Annotated in this window: 22 protein-coding genes and 1 pseudogene; 14 read left to right on the top strand and 9 right to left on the bottom strand. The window is 68.0% G+C overall.

Annotation, left to right across the window (positions count from 1 at the left end):
• Positions 1–264 precede the first annotated feature (264 nt).
• The 3 genes from hisH (at position 265) to HMPREF3165_RS04850 (ending at position 2,685) form a co-directional block, all read left to right on the top strand.
• Positions 265–903: an imidazole glycerol phosphate synthase subunit HisH gene (hisH, locus tag HMPREF3165_RS04860; protein ID WP_040321356.1), complete on the top strand. Its 639-nt coding sequence runs from the start codon at positions 265–267 to the stop codon at positions 901–903.
• A gap of 41 nt (positions 904–944) precedes the next feature.
• Positions 945–1,697 carry a bifunctional 1-(5-phosphoribosyl)-5-((5-phosphoribosylamino)methylideneamino)imidazole-4-carboxamide isomerase/phosphoribosylanthranilate isomerase PriA gene (gene priA / locus HMPREF3165_RS04855; RefSeq protein ID WP_009406038.1) on the top strand — a complete coding sequence of 251 codons (753 nt, stop codon included), beginning with the start codon at positions 945–947 and terminating at the stop codon, positions 1,695–1,697.
• 85 nt (positions 1,698–1,782) lie between these two features.
• Complete coding sequence (locus tag HMPREF3165_RS04850) at positions 1,783–2,685, top strand: SseB family protein (protein ID WP_176746999.1); 903 nt, start codon at positions 1,783–1,785, stop codon at positions 2,683–2,685.
• Positions 2,686–2,707: 22 nt separating this feature from the next.
• Here the strand turns inward: HMPREF3165_RS04850 and HMPREF3165_RS04845 are convergent, their stop codons facing one another.
• Positions 2,708–3,010: a hypothetical protein gene (locus HMPREF3165_RS04845; RefSeq protein WP_256275012.1), complete on the bottom strand. Its 303-nt coding sequence runs from the start codon at positions 3,008–3,010 to the stop codon at positions 2,708–2,710.
• A gap of 82 nt (positions 3,011–3,092) precedes the next feature.
• On the opposite strand from HMPREF3165_RS04845, the gene HMPREF3165_RS04840 reads away from it, so the two are divergent.
• The 6 genes from HMPREF3165_RS04840 to HMPREF3165_RS04815 all read left to right on the top strand — a co-directional run bounded on the left by HMPREF3165_RS04840 (position 3,093) and on the right by HMPREF3165_RS04815 (position 8,234).
• Positions 3,093–3,881, top strand: a complete 789-nt coding sequence (locus HMPREF3165_RS04840; RefSeq protein WP_083303203.1) for an ABC transporter ATP-binding protein — start codon at positions 3,093–3,095, stop codon at positions 3,879–3,881.
• Positions 3,878–5,488, top strand: a complete 1,611-nt coding sequence (locus HMPREF3165_RS04835) for a DUF6297 family protein (protein WP_070511232.1) — start codon at positions 3,878–3,880, stop codon at positions 5,486–5,488. The genes HMPREF3165_RS04840 and HMPREF3165_RS04835 overlap by 4 nt, the downstream gene beginning before the upstream one ends.
• A 364-nt stretch (positions 5,489–5,852) precedes the next feature.
• Positions 5,853–6,452, top strand: a complete 600-nt coding sequence (infC, locus tag HMPREF3165_RS04830; RefSeq protein WP_070511231.1) for a translation initiation factor IF-3 — start codon at positions 5,853–5,855, stop codon at positions 6,450–6,452.
• Positions 6,453–6,575: 123 nt separating this feature from the next.
• The gene (rpmI, locus tag HMPREF3165_RS04825; protein WP_003780493.1) at positions 6,576–6,770 is read left to right on the top strand and encodes a 50S ribosomal protein L35; all 195 of its coding nucleotides are present in this window, start codon (positions 6,576–6,578) and stop codon (positions 6,768–6,770) included.
• Positions 6,771–6,797: 27 nt separating this feature from the next.
• A complete protein-coding gene (rplT, locus tag HMPREF3165_RS04820; protein ID WP_003786223.1) occupies positions 6,798–7,178 on the top strand; it encodes a 50S ribosomal protein L20 in 381 nt (126 codons plus the stop codon).
• Positions 7,179–7,301: 123 nt separating this feature from the next.
• Positions 7,302–8,234 (top strand): TrmH family RNA methyltransferase, encoded by a 933-nt coding sequence (locus HMPREF3165_RS04815; RefSeq protein WP_070511229.1) that lies wholly within the window; start codon positions 7,302–7,304, stop codon positions 8,232–8,234.
• 1 nt (position 8,235) lies between these two features.
• Here the strand turns inward: HMPREF3165_RS04815 and HMPREF3165_RS04810 are convergent, their stop codons facing one another.
• On the bottom strand, positions 8,236–9,516 hold the full coding sequence (locus tag HMPREF3165_RS04810) for a glycosyltransferase (RefSeq protein WP_070511227.1): 1,281 nt from the start codon (positions 9,514–9,516) through the stop codon (positions 8,236–8,238).
• A 217-nt stretch (positions 9,517–9,733) separates the two neighbouring features.
• Complete coding sequence (locus tag HMPREF3165_RS04805) at positions 9,734–10,354, bottom strand: TetR/AcrR family transcriptional regulator (RefSeq protein WP_141406292.1); 621 nt, start codon at positions 10,352–10,354, stop codon at positions 9,734–9,736.
• 265 nt (positions 10,355–10,619) lie between these two features.
• Here HMPREF3165_RS04805 and HMPREF3165_RS04800 point away from each other — a divergent pair, with 265 nt between their 5' ends.
• From HMPREF3165_RS04800 to HMPREF3165_RS04785, 4 genes are all read left to right on the top strand, one after another.
• Positions 10,620–11,405: an amino acid ABC transporter ATP-binding protein gene (locus HMPREF3165_RS04800; protein WP_003786219.1), complete on the top strand. Its 786-nt coding sequence runs from the start codon at positions 10,620–10,622 to the stop codon at positions 11,403–11,405.
• An 89-nt stretch (positions 11,406–11,494) separates the two neighbouring features.
• A complete protein-coding gene (locus tag HMPREF3165_RS04795) occupies positions 11,495–12,475 on the top strand; it encodes a glutamate ABC transporter substrate-binding protein (protein ID WP_003786218.1) in 981 nt (326 codons plus the stop codon).
• A 125-nt stretch (positions 12,476–12,600) separates the two neighbouring features.
• Positions 12,601–13,257: an amino acid ABC transporter permease gene (locus tag HMPREF3165_RS04790; RefSeq protein WP_070511224.1), complete on the top strand. Its 657-nt coding sequence runs from the start codon at positions 12,601–12,603 to the stop codon at positions 13,255–13,257.
• On the top strand, positions 13,254–14,129 hold the full coding sequence (locus tag HMPREF3165_RS04785; protein ID WP_020991625.1) for an amino acid ABC transporter permease: 876 nt from the start codon (positions 13,254–13,256) through the stop codon (positions 14,127–14,129). The genes HMPREF3165_RS04790 and HMPREF3165_RS04785 overlap by 4 nt, the downstream gene beginning before the upstream one ends.
• Positions 14,130–14,175: 46 nt before the next feature.
• Here the strand turns inward: HMPREF3165_RS04785 and HMPREF3165_RS12785 are convergent, their stop codons facing one another.
• From HMPREF3165_RS12785 to HMPREF3165_RS04775, 3 genes are all read right to left on the bottom strand, one after another.
• On the bottom strand, positions 14,176–14,571 hold the full coding sequence (locus HMPREF3165_RS12785; protein ID WP_003786215.1) for a type II toxin-antitoxin system VapC family toxin: 396 nt from the start codon (positions 14,569–14,571) through the stop codon (positions 14,176–14,178).
• On the bottom strand, positions 14,568–14,825 hold the full coding sequence (locus HMPREF3165_RS04780; RefSeq protein ID WP_029316436.1) for a type II toxin-antitoxin system Phd/YefM family antitoxin: 258 nt from the start codon (positions 14,823–14,825) through the stop codon (positions 14,568–14,570). The genes HMPREF3165_RS12785 and HMPREF3165_RS04780 overlap by 4 nt, the downstream gene beginning before the upstream one ends.
• A gap of 161 nt (positions 14,826–14,986) precedes the next feature.
• Positions 14,987–15,445, bottom strand: a complete 459-nt coding sequence (locus tag HMPREF3165_RS04775) for a MarR family winged helix-turn-helix transcriptional regulator (RefSeq protein ID WP_070511222.1) — start codon at positions 15,443–15,445, stop codon at positions 14,987–14,989.
• A 47-nt stretch (positions 15,446–15,492) separates the two neighbouring features.
• Between HMPREF3165_RS04775 and HMPREF3165_RS12780 the strand changes: the two are divergent.
• A pseudogene (locus HMPREF3165_RS12780) lies at positions 15,493–15,853 on the top strand (hypothetical protein).
• 42 nt (positions 15,854–15,895) lie between these two features.
• On the opposite strand, the gene HMPREF3165_RS04770 reads toward HMPREF3165_RS12780, so the two are convergent.
• The 3 genes from HMPREF3165_RS04770 to HMPREF3165_RS04760 are packed head-to-tail and all read right to left on the bottom strand — an operon-like array spanning position 15,896 to position 19,442.
• The gene (locus HMPREF3165_RS04770; protein WP_070511220.1) at positions 15,896–17,566 is read right to left on the bottom strand and encodes an ABC transporter permease; all 1,671 of its coding nucleotides are present in this window, start codon (positions 17,564–17,566) and stop codon (positions 15,896–15,898) included.
• Positions 17,566–18,582 (bottom strand): ABC transporter ATP-binding protein, encoded by a 1,017-nt coding sequence (locus tag HMPREF3165_RS04765; RefSeq protein ID WP_070511218.1) that lies wholly within the window; start codon positions 18,580–18,582, stop codon positions 17,566–17,568. The genes HMPREF3165_RS04770 and HMPREF3165_RS04765 overlap by 1 nt, the downstream gene beginning before the upstream one ends.
• Positions 18,579–19,442, bottom strand: coding sequence for a MerR family transcriptional regulator (locus HMPREF3165_RS04760; protein WP_070511217.1), 864 nt, complete (start codon positions 19,440–19,442; stop codon positions 18,579–18,581). Before HMPREF3165_RS04760 ends, HMPREF3165_RS04765 begins: the two co-directional genes overlap by 4 nt.
• Positions 19,443–19,473: the final 31 nt, after the last annotated feature.

Genomic DNA, 19,473 nt, shown 5'->3' with positions numbered 1-19,473 from the left:
AGGGGAACTGCATGCTCACGGATGAATACTCGCCCATCTTGGGTGATTCGTGAAAGGAAGCCGACGACCCGGATTCGGGATCGCACATGTGCCCCGGCCGTCTCACTGTCCCCGCGCAAGGCCGCGGTCGGCGCGACGTGCCCGGAACCGCTGCTCCAAGGTTGTTGCGGCTGTGCGGCCGGTGCTGGTTCTGCGCACGTCACAGGGCGTTTCAGAGTGTGGAGGATACTCAGAACGATCTACCGGGACGGTAGGGTGTGTCACATGCAAGCGCCGCGCGTCACCCTCCTGTCCTACGGATCCGGCAATGTCCGCTCAGCGATGCGTGCTCTGGAACGCGTCGGAGCGCAGGTGACCTTCTCCTGCGAACCGGACGATGTCACCGAGGCCGATGGGCTCGTGGTCCCCGGGGTGGGTGCCTTCGGCGCGGTCATGAGGCAGCTGCGGAAGGTCGATGCCCCCCGTCTCATTGAGCGGCGCCTGGCCGGTGGGCGGCCGGTCCTGGGAATCTGCGTGGGCATGCAGGTCATGTTCGAGCGCTCCGATGAGCACGGGACCGCGGAGGAGGGGCTGGGGCAGTGGCCCGGCACCGTGTCGCACTTGAGAGCCGACGTCGTTCCGCACATGGGGTGGAGTCTGGTCCGCCCTCCCTCGGGCTCGGTCCTGTTCGACGGCGTCGCCGAGGAGCGCTTCTACTTCGTCCACTCCTATGCGGCCACCCAGGACCCCGCCGAACTGCTCGGCCCCGGTCCCACCCGCCTGCCGCAGGTCACGTGGGCCACTCACGGCCACGACTTCATCGCCGCCGTCGAGAACGGCTCCCTGAGCGCCACGCAGTTCCACCCCGAGAAGTCCGGTGACGCAGGGGCCCAGCTGCTGCGCAACTGGTTGACGACCCTCTGAGCCCCACCCGAGCCATCCCACGACCACTGCAGGAGAAACGCATGCTCACTCTACTTCCCGCCGTCGACGTCGCCGATGGCAAGGCCGTCCGCCTCCTTCAGGGAGAGGTCGGCTCAGAGACGGACTACGGCAGCCCCGTTGACGCCGCCCGGGACTGGGTGCGCGCCGGGGCCGAATGGATCCACCTGGTGGACCTCGACGCCGCCTTCGGGCGCGGCTCCAACCATGAGCTGCTCGCGCGCATCGTCGGCGAGGTCGGCATCAAGGTGGAGCTGTCCGGGGGCATCCGTGATGACGCCTCACTGGCCCGGGCCCTGGCCGCCGGCGCCGCCCGGGTCAACCTGGGCACGGCGGCGCTGGAGGACCCCGAGTGGACCGAACGGGTCATCGCCGAGCACGGGGAGAAGATCGCGGTCGGCCTCGACGTGCGCGGCTCCACCCTGGCGGCCCGCGGCTGGACCAAGGAGGGCGGAGACCTGTGGGAGACCCTCGAGCGTCTCAACGCCGCAGGATGCGCGCGCTACGTCGTCACTGACGTCACGCGCGACGGCACGCTGAGCGGCCCCAACACGGAGCTCCTCACCGAGGTCTGCCAGCGCAGCCCCGCCCCGGTGGTCGCCTCCGGAGGTATCGCCCACCTCGACGACCTGGTCGCGCTGCGTCGCCTGGTGCCGCTGGGACTGGAGGGCGCGATCGTCGGCAAGGCGCTCTACAACGGCAACTTCACCCTCCAGGAGGCCCTGGCCGTGGCCGGTGACGAGGACAAGAGGCAGCCCTCAAAGGCTCGTTCCTGACTACTCCGGGCCTCTGGCGCCCCGGCTCCCGCATCGCCGGCATGCTCACCGGCGTCAGGGACAGGGAGACGTCAAAGGCGCTACCGTGAGGGCCGTGAGCCAGTCAGCGCAGAATCAGCAAGCAGTTCCCGCACCAGCGCCTGCGCCGGTCGGCGACTCGACGGCCGAGCCCCCGCAGGACCCCCAGGTGGCGGCGGCCGTGGCCGCACGGGCCAAGCTGGAGCGTCTTCTGGCTGCACCGGCCCCCTTCGCCGACGACGACGGCTCCATCAGTCCGGAGGTGCGCAAGGCGCTGGAGGCCGTGGACCTGCCGCGTCATCAGTACCTCGATGAGCTGTGGGCGGCCCTCGTCGGTGGCCGGCTGATCGTTCCCGTGGCCGCTCACGCCCTCCCCGGACGCCTCGAGGGGAGTCTGGCGCAGTCCGCGGGCCTGCCGCATGGCACGTCAGGCGACGGTGCACCGCAGGTTCCGGCTCATGAGGTGCACACTGCTGACGCCTGCCAGGACGCGGCGACCCTGGCGGTGAACCTGCCCGACGGGCACATCGCCCTGCCGGTATTCACCAGCGCCGAGGCCATGAACCAGTGGCGCAGTGACGTGCGCCCCGTGCCCGTCTCGCCCCAGCGGGCAGCCCAGGTCGCCTGCCTGTCCACCGACCAGCTGTGGGTGCTCGACCCCGGCAGCCGGGACCTGCGTCTGCCGCGGCCCGCCGTCGTGGCCCTGGCCGGGGGAGAGGCGTGGGTGCCCTCATGGCGCAACGAGCCGGTTCAGGCCGAGGTACGCGCCCAGCTCCAGGAGGTCGACGGAGTCACCGGCGTGGCCTTCGGGCCCGGTGAGAGCGCCGAGCTGCGGGTCTTCATCCGCATCGACGCCGCAGGCGGTCGCGCCGGCGTGGCCCGCAGCCTGGAGGGCTGCCAGCACGTCATGGTCAACCCGGCCTGGGGCGACCTCATCGACACCGTGGAGCTGTGCCCGCTTCCCGCCTGATCCGAGCGGCTCGAACCCGATTTCAGGAGCGGCCCAGGATGAGGGCCTCCCACTGCTCGACCTGTCCGTAGTGGTCCTCCAGCGGCCCGGCCACCTGGTCGAAGCGCACAACGACATCGCGCAGAGCCTGGCCGTCCTGGGGACGTTCGTCTCTCTGAGCGATCCTGGCGCAGGCCTCAGCGATCCCACGGATCTGGGCGAGATCCCGGGTCGAGACCATCACCCGACCGGGGCCCGGGTCCCTCGTGGTGCTCCAGTCGGTCCCTGCCTCACGGGAGAGGGCGGAATCGTCGTCGGACGCGCCATTCGGGTCCGTGGTCCTCACGCTGTTCCAATCCATGACAGCGGAGCGTAAGGCATCCGATTCGACCAGGCCACCGAAAAAAACGTGTGTTGGAATAGTACCGATGAGCACGAAGTCGACCGCCTCAGTCCCATCTCGTCCGGACCCGGTGTCAACACCCGGTATCCGCCATGATGCCAACGCCGGCACCCAGCTCCCGACGGTGAGTCGTGAGTCGCTGGTGAGTGCTCGCGACCTCAGTGTCGGATACGGTGACCAGCCGGTCTGCGCCCCGGCGACCTTCGACCTGCTTCCCGGCCAGGTGCTGGCCCTTGTCGGGGTCAACGGGGCCGGCAAGTCGACGATCCTGTGCACGTGCTGCGGGCTACTGCGCCCGTTGTCGGGGCAGGTTCACGTACTCGGACACGTCCCGGATCCCCGCTCAGGCGCCCAGCGCACCGCCCTCGCCACGGATCTGGGGCGGGAGTCCTTCTTCCCCACCCTGACCGTCGCCGAGCACCTGCGGATGGTCTGCTTCGGGCACGGTGTCGTCGAGGCCGACGAGCGGGTCAGTGACCTGCTGGAGGACCTGGAGCTGCGACAGCTCGCGGGGCACCTGCCCGAGGAGCTCTCCTCGGGGCAACGGCGCCGACTGGCACTGGCGTCAGTCCTGGTCCGGCCCCGCAGGCTGCTGGTCCTCGACGAGCCCGAGCAGCGCCTGGACCGGGTGACCCGTCTGCTCCTGGCCGACATGCTCGTTGAGGAGCGTGAGGCCGGCGGGGGAGTTCTCATGGTCTCCCACGACCCGGAGATCGTGGAGGAGGCGGCCACCGACGTGCTCCTCGTCGGACGCGACACCCGGATGCTCAGTGTGGACGACGGCGTGCGCGCCATTGAGGAGGGGCTGCGGTGACGCCGCTGGGTGACCGGACGGCGCCGGTCCTCTCCACCGAGCTGGAAACGACGACCTTTCCCGATGGGGCCGCGTTGCGCAGGTGGGTGCGGCGCCGTACTCGGCGGCACCTCCGCGGTGTCTGGGCGCTCGTGGGGGACGTCTACTCCGTACTCCTGACACTCATCGTCGTCGTGACGATCCTGGCCCCGTATCTGCGCCGGATGGTTGTGACCCCGCCTGGTTCAGCGGTTGGGGCCGGTGCGCTCGGCGGCTTCGCCACGGTGGGCCTCGACCCCGGGTGGGGGCTCCTGGCGCTGCTCATGCTGCTGGTGGCGGTCGGTGTCGGTTCACTCGGCCGGCTCGGCCCCCTCTTCCTGCGCCCCCACGAGGCGGCTTGGTGGCTGCCCATGCCTGGAGACCGGGGCAGTCTCCTGGTGCCGGTGGCCCGCGTCGAGTACCTCATCGCGGCCACCGTGGGAGCCGCGGCGGGCGTGCTCCCGGCGGTGGCGGCCGGAGGCGGCTGGCTCGCCGCCATCGCGTGGCCTGCCCTGACGTCGGCCGGGACCTGCCTGGTTCTCACCGAGCTCATCAAGACCCAGATTCTTGACCGCGATGTCGAGCGGCTGCGGCGTCGTCTCATCCTGGCGGGGGCCGCAGCATTCCTGACCGGTGTGGTGATTGCCTTCCCGCGCTCCCTGCTCGGCAACACGGTGGTCGCCCTCCTGGCCGGCGTGCTGGACTTCCTGGCCGTGCTGGGATGGCGGCGGGCCAGAGGCAGCCTGGGTAAGGTGCATGATGCTGCGCTCCTGGCCGTCGTCGCGCGGTCCTTCGGCGCGCACGTCTCGCTGCTGTCGCTGGACACCAGGGCCCTGGGGCGACTGCTCTCCCCGGATCCCGCCCGGCCCGCCGTTCCTTCATCGCTGCGGGCGGCGCGGATCGGGAGCCGACTGCCCCGGCCCCTGGGGGTGCTGATAGCAGTGGCTCAGGCGGACTGGATCCTGCTGCGTCGCCAGCGCCGGCGCCTGCTTCAGATGGGGGTTGGGCTGACCATCGCGATGCTGCCGTTCCTGTCCGGGGCGGTCGGCGCCCCGCTGCGCGCCGTCGGGTACCTCATCGGGGGCTGGATCGCGACCCTGGCCGTTGCCGAGCCGGCGCGTCAGGCCTGGTTCGACGGCGGTCCTGACGCCTCCTGGCCGGTGGCGCCGTGGGTGGTGCGAGTAGGCCACCTGCTCGTGCCGGCCGTCCTCATGAGCGTCTGGTCCCTGCTGAGCCTGGCTCCGGCCATGGCGGCCCTTGGGACTGCGGCCGCCTGGAATGGGCTGGCCATCGTGGCCGCCCTGGCCCTGGTGAGCGGCTGGGCCTGGGCCGGGGCGGCGCTGCGCTCCGGGTACCGGGAGATGCCCGACTTCGCCGCCGGACTCATCGCCTCTCCCATGGGGTCCCTGCCGCCGGGAGTGCTGCAGATGCTGACTCAAGGGCCCGACGCCGTCGCCGTCGGAGCACTGACCGTGGCGCTGGTCGCCAGCGGTATCGCGGTGCCGACGACGATGCTCCTCGGGATCCAGGCCGCAGCCAGTGCCGTCGTCGTCATGTGGGGAGTCCGCACGAACCACCGGGCCTTCTGACGACCTGCCTCGCCCCGACGCACGCCCCACACGTGGGAGGACTCACGTCAATAGGGGCGAGGGAGCAGTGGGAGAGCGAGCCCGTGTCCTGGTAATATCCCTCATTGACCACCCGGGGTTCGCCCCGGTGCGCAAGCGGAGCGATCCCACCTGGGTTCCTTTCGGGAATCGGGTTCATGCGAGGGTGACCAGCCCTTCGCGATCCCTGCTCGGCCACGGCCGTGCGGTGATCGCGCTCATCACGAGGCCTCCGACCTGCGCGGCAGGAACGGGGGCCTTTCCTCGTTCCGCAACCATCCGTGACTCAGAGTGAGGAACCGACATCAGCGAGCCCCGTATCAACGAACGGATCCGCGTTCCCGAAGTGCGTCTCGTCGGCCCCAGCGGCGAGCAGGTCGGCGTTGTCCGCGTGGAGGACGCCCTGCGTCTGGCTGAGGAGGCCGATCTCGACCTGGTCGAGGTGGCACCCGACGCCCGCCCTCCGGTGTGCAAGCTCATGGACTACGGCAAGTTCAAGTACGAGTCGGCCATGAAGGCGCGCGACGCGCGACGCAACCAGGCAAACACCCAGCTCAAGGAGATCCAGTTCCGCCCCAAGATCGATGAGCACGACTACGCGACCAAGCGCGGCCACGTCGAGCGATTCCTCAAGGGCGGGGACAAGGTCAAGTGCATCGTCCGCTTCCGCGGCCGTGAGCAGTCCCGGCCCGAGCTCGGTATCAGGCTCCTGCAGGGCCTGGCCGAGGAGATGGCCGAGCTGGGCACCATCGAGTCCCACCCCCGTCAGGACGGCCGCAACATGGTCATGGTCCTGGCCCCGGTCCGCAAGAAGGCCGAGGTCAAGTCCGACCAGCGCCGCCGCCGCGAGGAGGCCCGCGCCGCCCGCCGTGCCGAGAAGCACGCGGGCCGGGCACCCAAGGGCGCCAAGGCCTCAGACGGGGCACCTGCCGGCGAGAACGCCTGAGAGCGCCCGAGGGTGCACTCGACACTCACCTGACACCACCGACCCACCCCCTCGCCACCGTGAGCGGGGTCCGCAGTCCCGGCGACCACTGGTCTCCCAGGGACCGAGAAGAGGAAATTACCCATGCCGAAGAACAAGACGCACTCCGGTGCCAAGAAGCGCTTCCGGGTCACCGGCAGCGGCAAGCTCATGCGCGAGCAGGCCAACAAGCGCCACCTGCTGGAGGTCAAGTCCTCCCGCCGCAAGCGCAAGCTGTCCCAGGACCAGCCGGTCGCCCCGGCCGACGTCCGCCAGGTCAAGAAGCTGCTCGGTCGCTGACCGCCCAACCCACCAAGGAGTCTCACCATGGCACGTGTGAAGCGGGCTGTTAACGCCCAGAAGAAGCGTCGTTCCGTTCTCGAGAAGGCCTCGGGCTACCGCGGCCAGCGCTCGCGCCTCTACCGCAAGGCCAAGGAGCAGGTCACCCACTCCGGCGTCTACGCGTTCCGCGACCGTCGCGCCCGCAAGGGCGACTTCCGTCGCCTGTGGATCCAGCGCATCAACGCTGCCGCCCGCGCCGAGGGCCTGACCTACAACCGCTTCATCCAGGGGCTTGGCCTGGCCGGCGTGGAGATCGACCGCCGTATGCTCGCCGAGCTGGCCGTCAACGAGCCCGCAGGCTTCAAGGCCCTCGTCGAGGTGGCCCGCAAGGCCCTCCCCGAGGACGTCAACGCCCCCAAGGCCTGAATCACCAGTGCAGCCGGGCGCCAGCCCCGCTGACACAGCATCGTCGAGTCCTCGCCACACACCCTGAACCGGTTGGTGGCGAGGATTCGGCGTTCTGGGAGGCCGCTCGCGTAGGCTGACGGCATGAGCCCTACCGCCTCCGCCGTCCCCGATGAGTTCCTCGACGACTCCGCCGAGCGTCCTCAGGTCCGTGGGCCGCGGCGGCGCACCGTCAGTGAGGGGCCGGCCGCCGGCCACGAGGTGCTGAGCAATCCGGCATCGGCCCGCATCTCCCGGGTGGCGGGCCTGTCGCGCCGCAACGCGCGGGCCAAGCACCGTCGCTTCCTCGTCGAAGGCCCCCAGGGTGTGCGCGAGGCCGTCCGGCACGTCCCCGGCCGCGTGCTCGACGTCTACCTCACCGAGGCGGCCCTCGAGCGCCACAGCGAGATCTGGGACGAGGCCGTGACGGCCGGGCTCTACGTGCACGTCACCACCCAGCAGGTCATGGACGCCATGAGTCCCGACGCCCAGGGCCTCCTTGCCGTCGTGGCCACCGAGGAGGTCACCGGCTCCGAGGCGCTGGCCGCCGCCCTGGAGGGGGCCAGGCTCGTCGCCGTCCTCACCCAGGCCCAGGACCCCGGGAACGCCGGCACCATCATCCGGGCCGCCGACGCCGCCGGAGCCGACGCCGTCGTCCTCGTGCGCGGCAGCGTGGACCCCACCGCACCGAAGGTCGTGCGCTCCACCGCCGGAAGCCTCTTCCACCTGCCCGTGGTCACCGGCGTGGCCCTCGACGACGCCGTCACCGCCCTCCACAACGCCGGGCTCACCGTCCTGGCCGCCGACGGACGCGGGGACTTCGACCTCTTCGAGGCCGAGTCCCTCCTGGAGGCTCCCAGCGCCTGGCTGCTCGGCAACGAGGCCCACGGACTGCCCTCAGAGGCACTGAGCCGAGCCGACGCCGTCGTCTCCATCCCCATCTACGGCAAGGCGGAGTCCCTCAACGTCGCCGCGGCCGCGGCCGTCTGCCTCTACGCCAGCGCCCGGGCACAGGCCCAGAACTCTGGCCGCAGCTGACTCACAGCAGTTCGCAGATCGCCTCAGCGGCCCGGCCCGGTCCGTCGAGTCCCTCCATGAGCCCGGCCATCCGCCTGGCGCGTGAATGCATGCCGTCGTCGGCCAGGGCCTGGCGCACCAGCTCCGCCCAGTCGGTCCTGCGAGCCTCCCGCTGCGACACGAGCCTGGCCGAGCCGAAGGCCGCACAACGCTGCACGTTGAAACGCTGCTCGAACTGCAACGGAATCCCGATGAAGGGCCACCCCTGGACACAGCTGGTCTGTACCGTTCCCTCCCCGCCGTGAGTGACGGCCAGGTCGACGGCGTCGCCCAGCTGGTGGGCCGGAAGCCAGTCAGTGACGTGGACATTGCGTGGAAGATTCTCCAGGTCCTCTTGGCGAAGGTGGGAACGCACCGGAGCCAGCACCTGGCAGTCCGCCCGGCCCAGGCCTGCCAGCACATGAAGGACGAGGTCACGGTTCCCCGATGAGCCCATGGCGAAGTACACCAGGGGCTGGGGGCCGGCGGCCAGGTCGGCCAGGAACTCGGGGAGCTCCCCGGGTAGGCGGGCGTAGACCGGCCCCACCACCCGGTGCACCTGAGGCATCCTCAGCCACCCGGGAAGCAGGTGCGGGGCAGTGGCGATGAGGTTGAGGTCGGCGGTGAGCCCGTTGAGCACCCCCTGGGGCAGCGAGACGCCATTGGCCCTGGCCACAGAATGGAAGGAACGAGGCAGGGGGAGCCGCGTCCCGAGCGCATGGAGCGCGTGAGCGGCCACGTTGTCGACCAGGCACTCCTCCGGGGAGGTACGGGGCAGGAAGCCGGTGGCCCCGGCGGCGCGAGCTGCTTCCAGATGCGCCAGGGAGTAGGCGAAGGGCCGTACGAAAACCAGCGGCACGCACTCCGCCCGCGCAGAAATAAACTGGCTGGGAGTTACTCCGATGACAACGGCGTCGGGACGCAAGGAACGCAGTAGCACACGCTCACTTGTCACCCGCTGGGCGAGCATCTTCTCCGTGAACGGGTGACGCAGGCTGCGGCCCTGGTCGAAGTCCAGCGCCAGCCTTCCCTCCTCCTCACTGAGGTAGGGGGTCAGCAGACGGAACTCGAAGCCCGCGGCCCTGATGTACTCAGTGTTACGTGGCGAGAAGCCGGCGAAGACGCACTCGACGTGCGAAGGCATCCGGCGGGCCACCTCGATCGCACGGGTCACCTCGGCGAAGTTGAATGTCTCCGGAGCGAAGAGGACGCGCGACGTCCTGCGGCGTACAGCCACCACATCTCCAGTGGTGCCTTGAGGCATGATCGGCTCTCCTTCTGAGAGCGAGGGGTGCCACAGTGCGGGTGAGCCCTCATCGTTGTTCTATTGTACGTCTTGTACAACCGGGGGAGAGAGTAGCACGTTCGCGCCTACGCGAACGCCTTTTTTACGATGGGTTCGAAATACTGGAAGAAAGTGTGAGCGGCCCCGGGGAAGGTCTGAGTCTCGATGCGGCTCGGTTCGCCCTTAGTGCTCGCCCTCAGCGGTCGCTCACCGGCTCGGGGGTGTGCTCGGCGCCCTGGCGAGCCTGGGACACCAGGCTCCGCAGTGTCTGGGCGGACATGTTCGTGATGGTCTCCTGGCTGATCTCGGGGTGATCCAGCCAGGCCAGGCACAGGGAGATCATGGTGCTGATCCACACGTGGGCGGCGAACATGGCGCGCGCGTCGGGCTCGGGGATGCCCATGAGCATGAGGACGAGGCGTTCGTAACGCTCGAAGCTGGTGGCCAGCGCGGCCGCGATCTCAGGGTCCTGGTCAAGACCTCCGGTGTGAAGCGCTCGAAGGCTGTCTGGCCTGGCCTTCACGTAGCCCGCGAACGTGGAGATCGCCCCTTCCAGGGTCAGTGCCGTCTGCTGCTCGACCAGGCCGTGAAGGTGAAGGATCTCGTACTCCACGATGGCGCGGGCGAAGGCCATCTTGGAGGGGAAGTAGTGATAGAAGAGCGTGCGTGAGACACCGGCCCGCTTGATGATCTCGTTGACGTGAGTGCGGTCGAGCGTCCCCTCCGCGAACAGCTCGACGCCGACTCTCACCAGCTCCTCCCGACGCTGCTCGGGCTGGAGTCGGCGGCGCGGATCGGTGGTATTCGCGGGGCTCATGCAGATGAGACTACGACCGCGTGGTCGGCGTACGCGGTTAGGCGCTCTGTATGGCGTGTGAGCATCGTCCCAGGTTCGGGGGAGTTGTGAGACGGTTGACGCTCCGGTTGGAGACGGTGCTACTCTTCCTGACGAGAGGTTGGAACTCTCTGATATGTGTAGGCCGACACAAGCCAAGGAGGAATGCAGTGCGCATGCGGATGTGTTGCTGTTGCTGTCGATGAGACAGATGACGCTCCCATACCCATGTTGAGACGAGGTACTCGTGACCGCATCCGCACCCTCTCCTGACCAGACCGCCGCAGACCGGGACGATGACGTCCTGGTGCGGATCAGCAACGTCACCAAGTACTACGGCCGTTTCAAGGCTCTCGATGACGTCTCCCTCGACATCCACCGTGGTGAGGTTGTCGCCGTCATCGGCGCCTCGGGATCGGGCAAATCGACCCTGTGCCGTACCGTCAACCGCCTCGAGCCGATCCAGGAAGGGCAGATCGAGATCGACGGAATCCCGCTGCCTCAGGAGGGCCGGGCCCTGGCTCAGCTGCGCGCCGAGGTGGGAATGGTCTTCCAGTCCTTCAACCTCTTCCCGCACCGCACGGTCCTGGACAACATCACCCTGGCGCCCATCAAGGTGCGCGGCATCCCCCGGGGGCGGGCTGAGGAGCGGGCCCGTGAGCTGCTGGCCCGAGTCGGCCTGGAGGACCAGGCCGACAAGCGTCCCTCTCAGCTCTCCGGAGGTCAGCAGCAGCGCGTCGCCATTGCCCGAGCGCTGGCGATGGACCCCAAGCTCATGCTCTTCGATGAGCCCACCAGCGCCCTGGACCCGGAGATGATTAACGAGGTCCTCGACGTCATCAAGGACCTGGCGGCCTCGGGTATGACCATGCTCGTCGTCACCCACGAGATGGGCTTCGCCCGCTCGGTCGCCGACCGGGTCGTCTTCATGGACGGCGGCCAGATCGTTGAGTCCGGCCGGCCTGCCGAGTTCTTCTCCTCCCCGCGCACGGAGCGCGCCCGCGACTTCCTCTCCAAGGTGCTCAGCCACTGAGCCCCGAACCGCATCCTCTCCCGAGTGCGGCGACCACCGCAGGCCCAGCGCCTGGGACGGCCCCTCCCCGTCCGAACGAAAGGAACACCATGACCACCCTCTCCCGCCGCGGACTCCTGGCCACGACCGGCGCCCTCTCCCTGGCAGGCGTCCTGGCCGCCTGCGCCGACACGGGCGCCGACGGTAAGGCCGTCGCCTCGTCGTCGGCCTCCGACGCCGACTACGACAAGGCCATCAACTCCGGTCCGGTGGCCGCCGCCGACGTCGTGGCCGCCTCCCCCTGGGCCGCCTCCGTGAAGCAGGCGAAAAAGCTCGTCACCGGCGGGACCAAAACCTCCGAGGTCTTCTCCTGGGAGGACTCCAAGACGAAGAAGATCTCCGGCTTCGATGCGGCCATCGCCCAGGCGCTGGCCCGCTATATCATCGGCGGAGACGACGCCCGCTCCCTCCTCGAGGTCCAGCAGGTCACCTCCGAGACGCGCGAGACCGTCCTGACCAACGGCACGGTCAAGGCCGTCATCGCCACCTACACGATCACCCCGGAGCGGGCCAAGAAGATCGACTTCGCAGGCCCCTACTACGCCTCCAGCCAGGCCATCCTGGTCAAGGCCGATAACAAGGACATCACCGGCGTCGACACCCTCACCGGGGACGTCGCGGTCCAGTCCAACTCCTCGTCGGCCGCCGCCCTGAAGAAGTACGCCCCCAAGGCCACCGCCAAGCCCTTCGACACCCAGGCCAAGTGCGTCGCCGCCGTCGAGAGCGGGCAGGTCAAGGCCTACGTCGTGGACCAGTCCCTGCTCAAGAGCGAGGTCCTGTCCAATGACAAGGTCAAGATCGTCGGTGAGACCTTCGCCGAGGACCCCTACGGCATCGGACTTCCCAAGGACTCCGGGGCACAGGCCTTCGTCAACACCTTCCTCAAGACGATCGAGGATGACGGCACTTGGAAGAGGATCTGGGAGGCGACGATCGGCAAGTCCCTCGGTGGCACCGCCCCTCAGCCCCCGGCCCTCGGCTCGGTGCCCGGGTCCTCGGCCGGCGGCGACGCGACCCCGCAGAGCTCCTGAACGACCTCACTGCCTGTCAGGCTCGCTGCGTCGTCAACTCGAGCGGACCCGCCGCAGGGCCGACGGCGCAGCAGCCGACAGCATTCCCGTCATGGTGACGACCCGCATCGTTCAAGGAGGCGACTGTGAGTGCCATTACCGACAATCTCCCCGCTATCGGTTGGGGGCTGCTGGTCACGCTGGTGATCTCCGTCCTGTCCTACCTGGGTGGGCTGCTCCTGGGGTCGCTTATGGCCATCTTTCGGGTCGGTCCCATCCCCCCGCTGCGTGCGCTGGGTGCGGCGTGGGTGACAGTGGCCTGCAATATCCCCAATCTGTGCCTCATGGTGCTTGTCGGGCTGGCGCTGCCTCATGTCGGCATCACCATCCCGCTGTTCTGGTCGGTGATCGTGGCGCTGGTCTTCTCCTCATCGGGATTCGTGTGTGAGACGGTCCGCAGCGGGATCAACTCGGTGCCCAAGGGGCAGATCGAGGCCGCCCGTGCACTGGGCATGCCCTTCGGGCTCATCATTCGCGGCATCGTCCTGCCCCAGGCGCTGGCCCGCACGATCCAGCCACTGGTCAACATCTTCATCGCCTGCCTCATCGGCTCCTCGCTCGCCGCGGCGATCGGTGTCGTCGAGCTGACGGCCGTGACGCAGAGAATCAACCAGGAACGAGCCGCGGGAGTCATCACCTTCCTCACCTCCGGCCTTACCTACCTGGCCATCGCCTTCGCTGCCACGAAGTTCGGCGGGCTCCTTGAGAGGCGCCTCGAGTTCATGGGGAGGGGGCGAGCATGAGCTCAGACATCATGCCGATGACAGAGCCCCGTCCACGCCGTCAGCGGAGTCAGGGCTCCGGGGCGGCGGATGCGGCACTGCTCTTCGATGAGCCCGGGCCGCGGGGGCGCATCCTGATCGCCATCGGATCAGTCGTCGCCGTCATTGGAATCGCGGCGCTGGCGGCCGCGGTCCTCTACCGGCTGGACCTCGCGGGACAGCTCGACTATCCCAAGTGGCGCTACTTCCTGGGGCAGTCGGTGGTCAGCCAGCTCCTGGAGGCGGCCGGGACCACGTTGACCCTGGGAGGTGTTGCCGCGGTGCTCACCTTCCCCCTGGGAATCGCCTTGGGCTGGCTCCGCTTGCTGGACAACCGCCCCATCAAGTGGCTGATAGGCCTGTGGATCGATGCCATGCGGGCGGTGCCGATGCTGCTGCTCGTCTACTTCTTCCTCTTGGTGGTTCCCCGCTTCGCCACGATCTCGGACTTCTGGAAGCTGGCACTGCCCATCGTCATGTGCACCTCGGCGACGACGGCGGAGGTCTTCCGCTCCGGTGTCCGGGCGCTGGACCGTGGCCAGACGGAGGCCGCTTGGGCACTGGGGATGAGTCCATCGCTCACGATGCGCCTCATCCTGGCGCCGCAGGCCCTGCGCCTCATGCTCCCAACCCTTATCACGCAGATGGTGACCATCATCAAGGGGACGACGCTGGCATACGTGCTCGCCTACCCCGAGCTCATGTATCGCGGTTCCACCATGATCGGCCAGGCGAAGATCGATGCCCATTTGTCGGTCTTCTTCCAGACCTACGTCATCATCGCCGTGCTCTACATCATCGTGAACTGGTCCCTAGGGGCACTGGCCCGCTACATCGAGTCGCGTACCCGCTGAGGGCGGGGCGACCTTTTGCCTCACCCTCGGCGGGAGGAGTCATCTCTTAGGAGGGTGCCACTGGCGAGAGGTTGCAGGAACGTGCGGCATTTTGCATCTCGATGTCATAGGTGATGATGGCGTCTGCTCGAATATCCAGTGCCACTGTCAGGTGGATGGCGTCTGCTGCCCTCAATCCCAACGAAGTTCTAGCTGCGTCAATGAGCTGCGACCTTGATATGTCGATGAGGTTGATCCCTGAAAGGAGAGAAGCGACCGTCTCCTGATCGAGTTCACTACGTCGTCGAGCGGCGCAGTGGAGCTCAGTGTGCAGGAGGAAAGAGGAACATAGTGAGTCTCCGTCGGTTGTATGCGATGTGAGCCAGGCAGCCAGTGGCTCAGACTCCTTCTCCTCAATGAGGAGCTTCAAGGCCGCGGAGGTATCGAGGTAGTAGACGCTCATTGTTCCCCGCGAAGATCGTCCAGTACGGCTTGGGAACTCACGTCTGCTGTGCGTTTCAGGGCCCTGAAGTCGACATGCGTCGCTTCGCGGACCGCTCCTTGCCGCTTGAGGATGGAGAGCCGGTCCCGGGAAATAGGCGAGAGTATCGCAACAGGTTCACCATTGTTGGTGATCTCAAACGTCTCGCCGGCCTGAACTCGGTGGAGGATCGCGGCGCTGTTGTTGCGCAGTTCCCGGTGCATGATCGTCTGCATGTACATCACCCCGTAGCAACTGTAGCACCGTCTTCCGTCGTCAGGCGGGCAGGTCGCGGTGGGGGTAGGCGACCAGGCCGGTCATGATGCCGATGGGGTCGACCGTGGCGTGGGCGGACCAAGGCTCGGTCCTCGCGTCGGGGTCGGTGAGTGTACCTGGGCTAGGCCTCGTCTTGACCTGTTGCTGTAGCGGCGTGAAGGAGGGAAGGCAGGAACCTATCCAAGGCTTGTTGATCGTCGGGGGTGAGGTGTGTGCGCAGGTCGGCGTCGAGTCTGCTGGCGACGTCGGTGGCAGCCTTCAATAGTCTGCGCCCTTCGTCGGTGATCTCGATGGTCTGCACTCGACGATCGCTCCGACTGCGTGTCCTGCGCACGGCACCGGCGCTGGTGAGCTGGTCGACCAGTGTGACCACCAGGCTTGGGGCGACATGAAGTTGCGTGGCGATCTTGCGTTGAGAGGTCGCCACTCCGGCGTCGACGACGGCAAGCAGCCCCACTTGTTTGTGGGACAGGCCGATGCGCTCGATATGTCTCGAGAAGGACTGGGTGATCTGGCTGCCCGTGACGCCGAGCTGGAAGCATGTTGAGGACAGGATTGTGTGGCCATCTTCTCCGGTCATGAGAACAACGGTACAATACAGAATGATTTAGAAGTGAACGATAGGGGGTGGTCCTCGTGCCGTGGTGGCTTGCGTTTGCTGAACTCGGCGCTGGGAATCGTCTGTGCAGGGTTCGCTGTCGGTGCGGTGATCCGTCCGCAGGCACTTGCGCCGTCTGGCTATGGCGGGCGAGAGGGGCGTTTCTATCCGGCCATGTACGCGGCTCGAGGCATCCCGCTCGGATTGCTGGTCGCTGTTGTTGTCTGGCTGGATCCTGCTCGGCCGCTGACCTTGTTTGTCCTGGTCGCAGCGGCGGTCGCCCAGCTAGGAGACGCCGCTATCGGTGTCGTGCACCGCGTGCCGGGAATGGTTGCGTTCCCTCTTGTCGTGGCCCTTCTTCACCTGGGTGCTGCTGCCTGTGTGCTCTGAGAGCAAGGCGAGATGACGAGGTGAGAGAGGGTGGGCTCGTCGTTAGGCGGGCAGGTCGCGGTGGGTGTAGGCGACCAGGCCGATCGTGATGCTGGTGAGGCCAACCAGGGCCTGGACGGCCAAGGGCTTCCAGTCCGGGGTTCCGACGACGTCGAGATGGTGGCCGAGCACGCTGAGATCCTTGGCCCAGTCCTTAAGCTCGACGAGTCCGCCGAAGAACTGGGCGAAAGCGCTCCAGGTGACGGCCGCCCAGGACAGGCCGGCCAGTTTTGGCGCCAGACCCACTAGGGCCGTCGCGATCCCGATCGCTGCCACCATGCCGGGCAGCTGGCTCACGGTGAACACGAAGGATCGCGCCACGGCGTGGTCGTCGGTGAGCTGAGTCGCCGTCGTCGCCGCCAGAACCGTCGCCGAGACCAGCAGCAGGACGATTGACTCGATCAGTGCGCACAGAACCTGGGAGAGGAGCACTCGGCCACGACTCACCCCGGCGGCCAGCTCGACCTCCACCAGTCCCGCGCGCTCCAGGCCCGCCAACCCGTTCACCCGTCGCACTGCCGCCACGGCCACAAGCAGCGTCGTGACCACCGTCATGAGGGACATGAACTGCTCCACCGGGGACCCCACGGCCATCTTGCCGACCCAGGAGGCCGTCGGCGAACCGGGGGCCAGCAGGTCCTTGATGCTTCCGGACACCGAGCCGTACAGGAGTGCCAGAGCCGTCGAGGCCAGTGCCCAGCCGATGAGGCTCCGCCATGACAGGCGCCCGAGCAGATCCATGTGCCCCCGCACCCGCCACCGGCGCCGAGACGAGCTGCGGTCGGGCAGGTAGCCGTCCAGGTACTCGCGGCGCGCGGCGAGCACTGCGGCGCTGAGTACCAGAGCGATGGCCACGGCGCAGCAAGCCAGGAGCACCGCGAACCGGTCATCGGTATAAGGGCGCACGAGGTCGCGCCACCCCAGGGGAGTCAACCACCGGAGCCAGTCCGAGTCGGTGCTGTCGGAGATCTGGTCGGCGCTCACCCGCATCGCGAAGGCGAGTGCGAGCACCAGCATGGACAGGCCCCTGGCCTGGCCCACTTGACGACCCAGCTGGCAGGCCACTGCCGCGATAGCCGAGAACGCCCAGCCCGTCACGCAGATCGTCCCAGCCAGTGCCCAGGCCCCGCTCACCGTCAGCTCCTCGATGCTCCCGGTCTGCCAGGTCAGAAGGCCACCAACCCCCGCAGACAGGGCGCCGACCACCACCCACACCAGGGCCACCGGCACGAGAAAAGGAACCGACCTGCCCGCGCCCGTGGCGCGCAGAACCTCGACGAGCCCCTCATCCTCATCGGCCCGCAGTACCCGGCAGGTCAGCAGAATCGCCATGAGTGCGGTGCACACGAGCAGGAAGGTCCCCGTCTCCCACTGCAGGAGCTGACCGAGCCGGCCGGGCAAGGGGACATAGCCGTAGAGGAGGCGCGTTCCCGGAGACTTGCGCATCTGCTCGATGAGCACCGTCCGGGTCGCCAATGAGGGGTAGACGCTCTCGTAGCTCGGTGCGGTGACACCGACCAACAGCCACAGGGGCGCCAGCCAGGCCACGATCTGAAACCGGAATCGTCTGAGCAGAATCCACAGGTAGGCCTCCCAGCCGGCAAGGGCGCTGGTGGCGTTAGAGCTGATAGCTGGTGCTGACACGCCCGCAGCTGTGCTCAATGCGGCGCTCATCAGGCCTCCTCGTAGTGACGCAGGAAGAGATCCTCCAGGCTGGCCGGCTCGCAGGTGACGTCCTGGATCCGGTGCTCGCCCGCCAGGCTCAGCACCGTCGGCACCTGCTCCGCCGCCACCTCAAGGCTCAGGCGGCCACCGTCCTCGAAGACGTCGAGCCCCAGGGCCTCCACCGCCTGCCTGACGGTGCCGAGCTCAGCGTCCGCAGTGCCCAGCTCGATGCGGGTGCGCGACAACCGCCGCAGGGTCCCCAGGTCGCCCTGCTCGACGACCCGGCCGTCCTTGATGATCGTCACCGCACTGCACAGGTGTTGGACCTCGGCCAGGATGTGACTGGAGAGCAGAACCGTGCGGCCCTCAGCAGCGGCTCTGGCAACCTCTTCGGTGAAGACCCGTTCCATGAGCGGATCCAGGCCGCTGGTGGGCTCATCGAGCACCAGCAGGCTCGTGGGCGCGGCCAGGGCGGCCACGAGTGCCACCTTCTGCCGGTTCCCCTTGGAGTAGGTCCGTACCCGTTTGCTCGGATCCAAGTCGAAGCGCTCAATGAGTTCGGCCTCCCGCTTGGCGTTGCGAGAGCCGCGCAGCCCGGCCAGGGCGTCGAGCACCTGGCCACCGGTGAGGGCCGGCCACAGCGCCACGTCACCGGGAACATAGGAGACCTGCCGGTTGATGACCGCGGCTTGCCTCCACGGCTCGCTGCCCAGCACGCTCACGCTTCCGCCGTCGGGCCGGTAGAGCCCCAGCAGGACGCGGATCGTGGTGGATTTCCCCGCCCCATTGGGGCCGAGGAAGCCGTGGACACTGCCCGCCTCCACGGTCAGGTCCAGGCCGTCAAGCGCCCTGAAGCGCCCGAAGTGCTTAACCAGGCCGCGCACGCGCACCGGCGGCTCGCAGCCGGCGCCCAGGTCGCGGACGGCGGCCGGAGCGGAGTCCGCGGTGGGCTCATCCGTATCCGAGCGGGACGTCGCTGCTGACATACTCGTTGCCTTCTTCGCCGTGGCGCTCTTGACTCTCACAGCACTGGTTCCTCTCCCGCCGAGCGGCGGATTGTTGTGGCGAAGTCCGGATCGGTGAGCATGAGCTCGATGAGCTCAGTCACGAAGGCCTGCTGAGCAGGATGGGGGTAGCTGGAAGTGGTCAGCACATGGGTCAGTCGCCACATGGTGCGCCCCAGAGCTCCCGAGGGAAGATCGTTCAGGACGGCCAGGGCGTGCTCCTTGTGGCGGCACGCCAGCCCCCAGCTGTTCTGTGCGAGCCGGTGCGCCTCAGCGCGCCCCTCGGCCTCGCTGAGCGTGGCCAGGCGGGCGAAGTCCGCGACCTGCTGAGCGGACAGCTCGCGATCATCCTCATCAAGCCCCTCGATGAAGGGGATCGCACTGTCGGGCACCATGCCCAGAGAGGCGAGCACCACCATCATCTGGCGCTCAGCCCGCAGGCCGCGCACATTGCCGCCCATCCGGGTGATCCGGGCCTCGATGTCGTCGTAGAAACGAGTCAGGGCACTGGGAGCGGGGGACAGGCCCTCACCGCGCTCCACCCGGGCGATGAGCTCATCGACTCTCGAGGCCTGCTCGGCCAGGCTGTGCTGCTGCGCCTCGATCGTGCCCCGCGTGGCGCGCAGATCGCGCAGTACCGCCTCGCGACGGGAATCCTGATCGGTGCCGATCGTGTCCGAGGCAAGCATCTCCGCCACCTGGGTCAGCGACAGTCCGCCGTCGGCCAACCACCGGATACGCAGCAAGCGGGCCACGTGCTCGACGCCGTACTCGCGCCGCCCGCGCACCGTGGGCGGAATCTCCAACAGACCCAGGTGGTGGTAGTAGCGCACCGCCCTCGGCGTGGTTCCGGCGATCCGGGCGAGCTCCTTGACGTGCATGAATCCATGACAGCAGGTGACGTCACGTCAC

Origin of the sequence: Actinomyces sp. HMSC08A09 (assembly GCF_001807465.1) — a bacterium.
Classification (GTDB): domain Bacteria; phylum Actinomycetota; class Actinomycetes; order Actinomycetales; family Actinomycetaceae; genus Actinomyces; species Actinomyces oris.
Note: the sequence above shows the minus strand (reverse complement) of the source record. Positions and strands in the feature narration are given on the sequence as shown.

Coding starts and splice junctions, on each gene's coding strand:
- hisH (WP_040321356.1), top strand. CDS start 265: ATGCAAGCGCCGCGCGTCACCCTCCTGTCCTACGGATCCGGCAATGTC.
- priA (WP_009406038.1), top strand. CDS start 945: ATGCTCACTCTACTTCCCGCCGTCGACGTCGCCGATGGCAAGGCCGTC.
- HMPREF3165_RS04840 (WP_083303203.1), top strand. CDS start 3,093: ATGAGCACGAAGTCGACCGCCTCAGTCCCATCTCGTCCGGACCCGGTG.
- rpmI (WP_003780493.1), top strand. CDS start 6,576: ATGCCGAAGAACAAGACGCACTCCGGTGCCAAGAAGCGCTTCCGGGTC.
- rplT (WP_003786223.1), top strand. CDS start 6,798: ATGGCACGTGTGAAGCGGGCTGTTAACGCCCAGAAGAAGCGTCGTTCC.
- HMPREF3165_RS04815 (WP_070511229.1), top strand. CDS start 7,302: ATGAGCCCTACCGCCTCCGCCGTCCCCGATGAGTTCCTCGACGACTCC.
- HMPREF3165_RS04810 (WP_070511227.1), bottom strand. CDS start 9,516: ATGCCTCAAGGCACCACTGGAGATGTGGTGGCTGTACGCCGCAGGACG.
- HMPREF3165_RS04805 (WP_141406292.1), bottom strand. CDS start 10,354: ATGAGCCCCGCGAATACCACCGATCCGCGCCGCCGACTCCAGCCCGAG.
- HMPREF3165_RS04795 (WP_003786218.1), top strand. CDS start 11,495: ATGACCACCCTCTCCCGCCGCGGACTCCTGGCCACGACCGGCGCCCTC.
- HMPREF3165_RS04785 (WP_020991625.1), top strand. CDS start 13,254: ATGAGCTCAGACATCATGCCGATGACAGAGCCCCGTCCACGCCGTCAG.
- HMPREF3165_RS12785 (WP_003786215.1), bottom strand. CDS start 14,571: ATGAGCGTCTACTACCTCGATACCTCCGCGGCCTTGAAGCTCCTCATT.
- HMPREF3165_RS04780 (WP_029316436.1), bottom strand. CDS start 14,825: ATGCAGACGATCATGCACCGGGAACTGCGCAACAACAGCGCCGCGATC.
- HMPREF3165_RS04775 (WP_070511222.1), bottom strand. CDS start 15,445: ATGACCGGAGAAGATGGCCACACAATCCTGTCCTCAACATGCTTCCAG.
- HMPREF3165_RS04770 (WP_070511220.1), bottom strand. CDS start 17,566: ATGAGCGCCGCATTGAGCACAGCTGCGGGCGTGTCAGCACCAGCTATC.
- HMPREF3165_RS04760 (WP_070511217.1), bottom strand. CDS start 19,442: ATGCACGTCAAGGAGCTCGCCCGGATCGCCGGAACCACGCCGAGGGCG.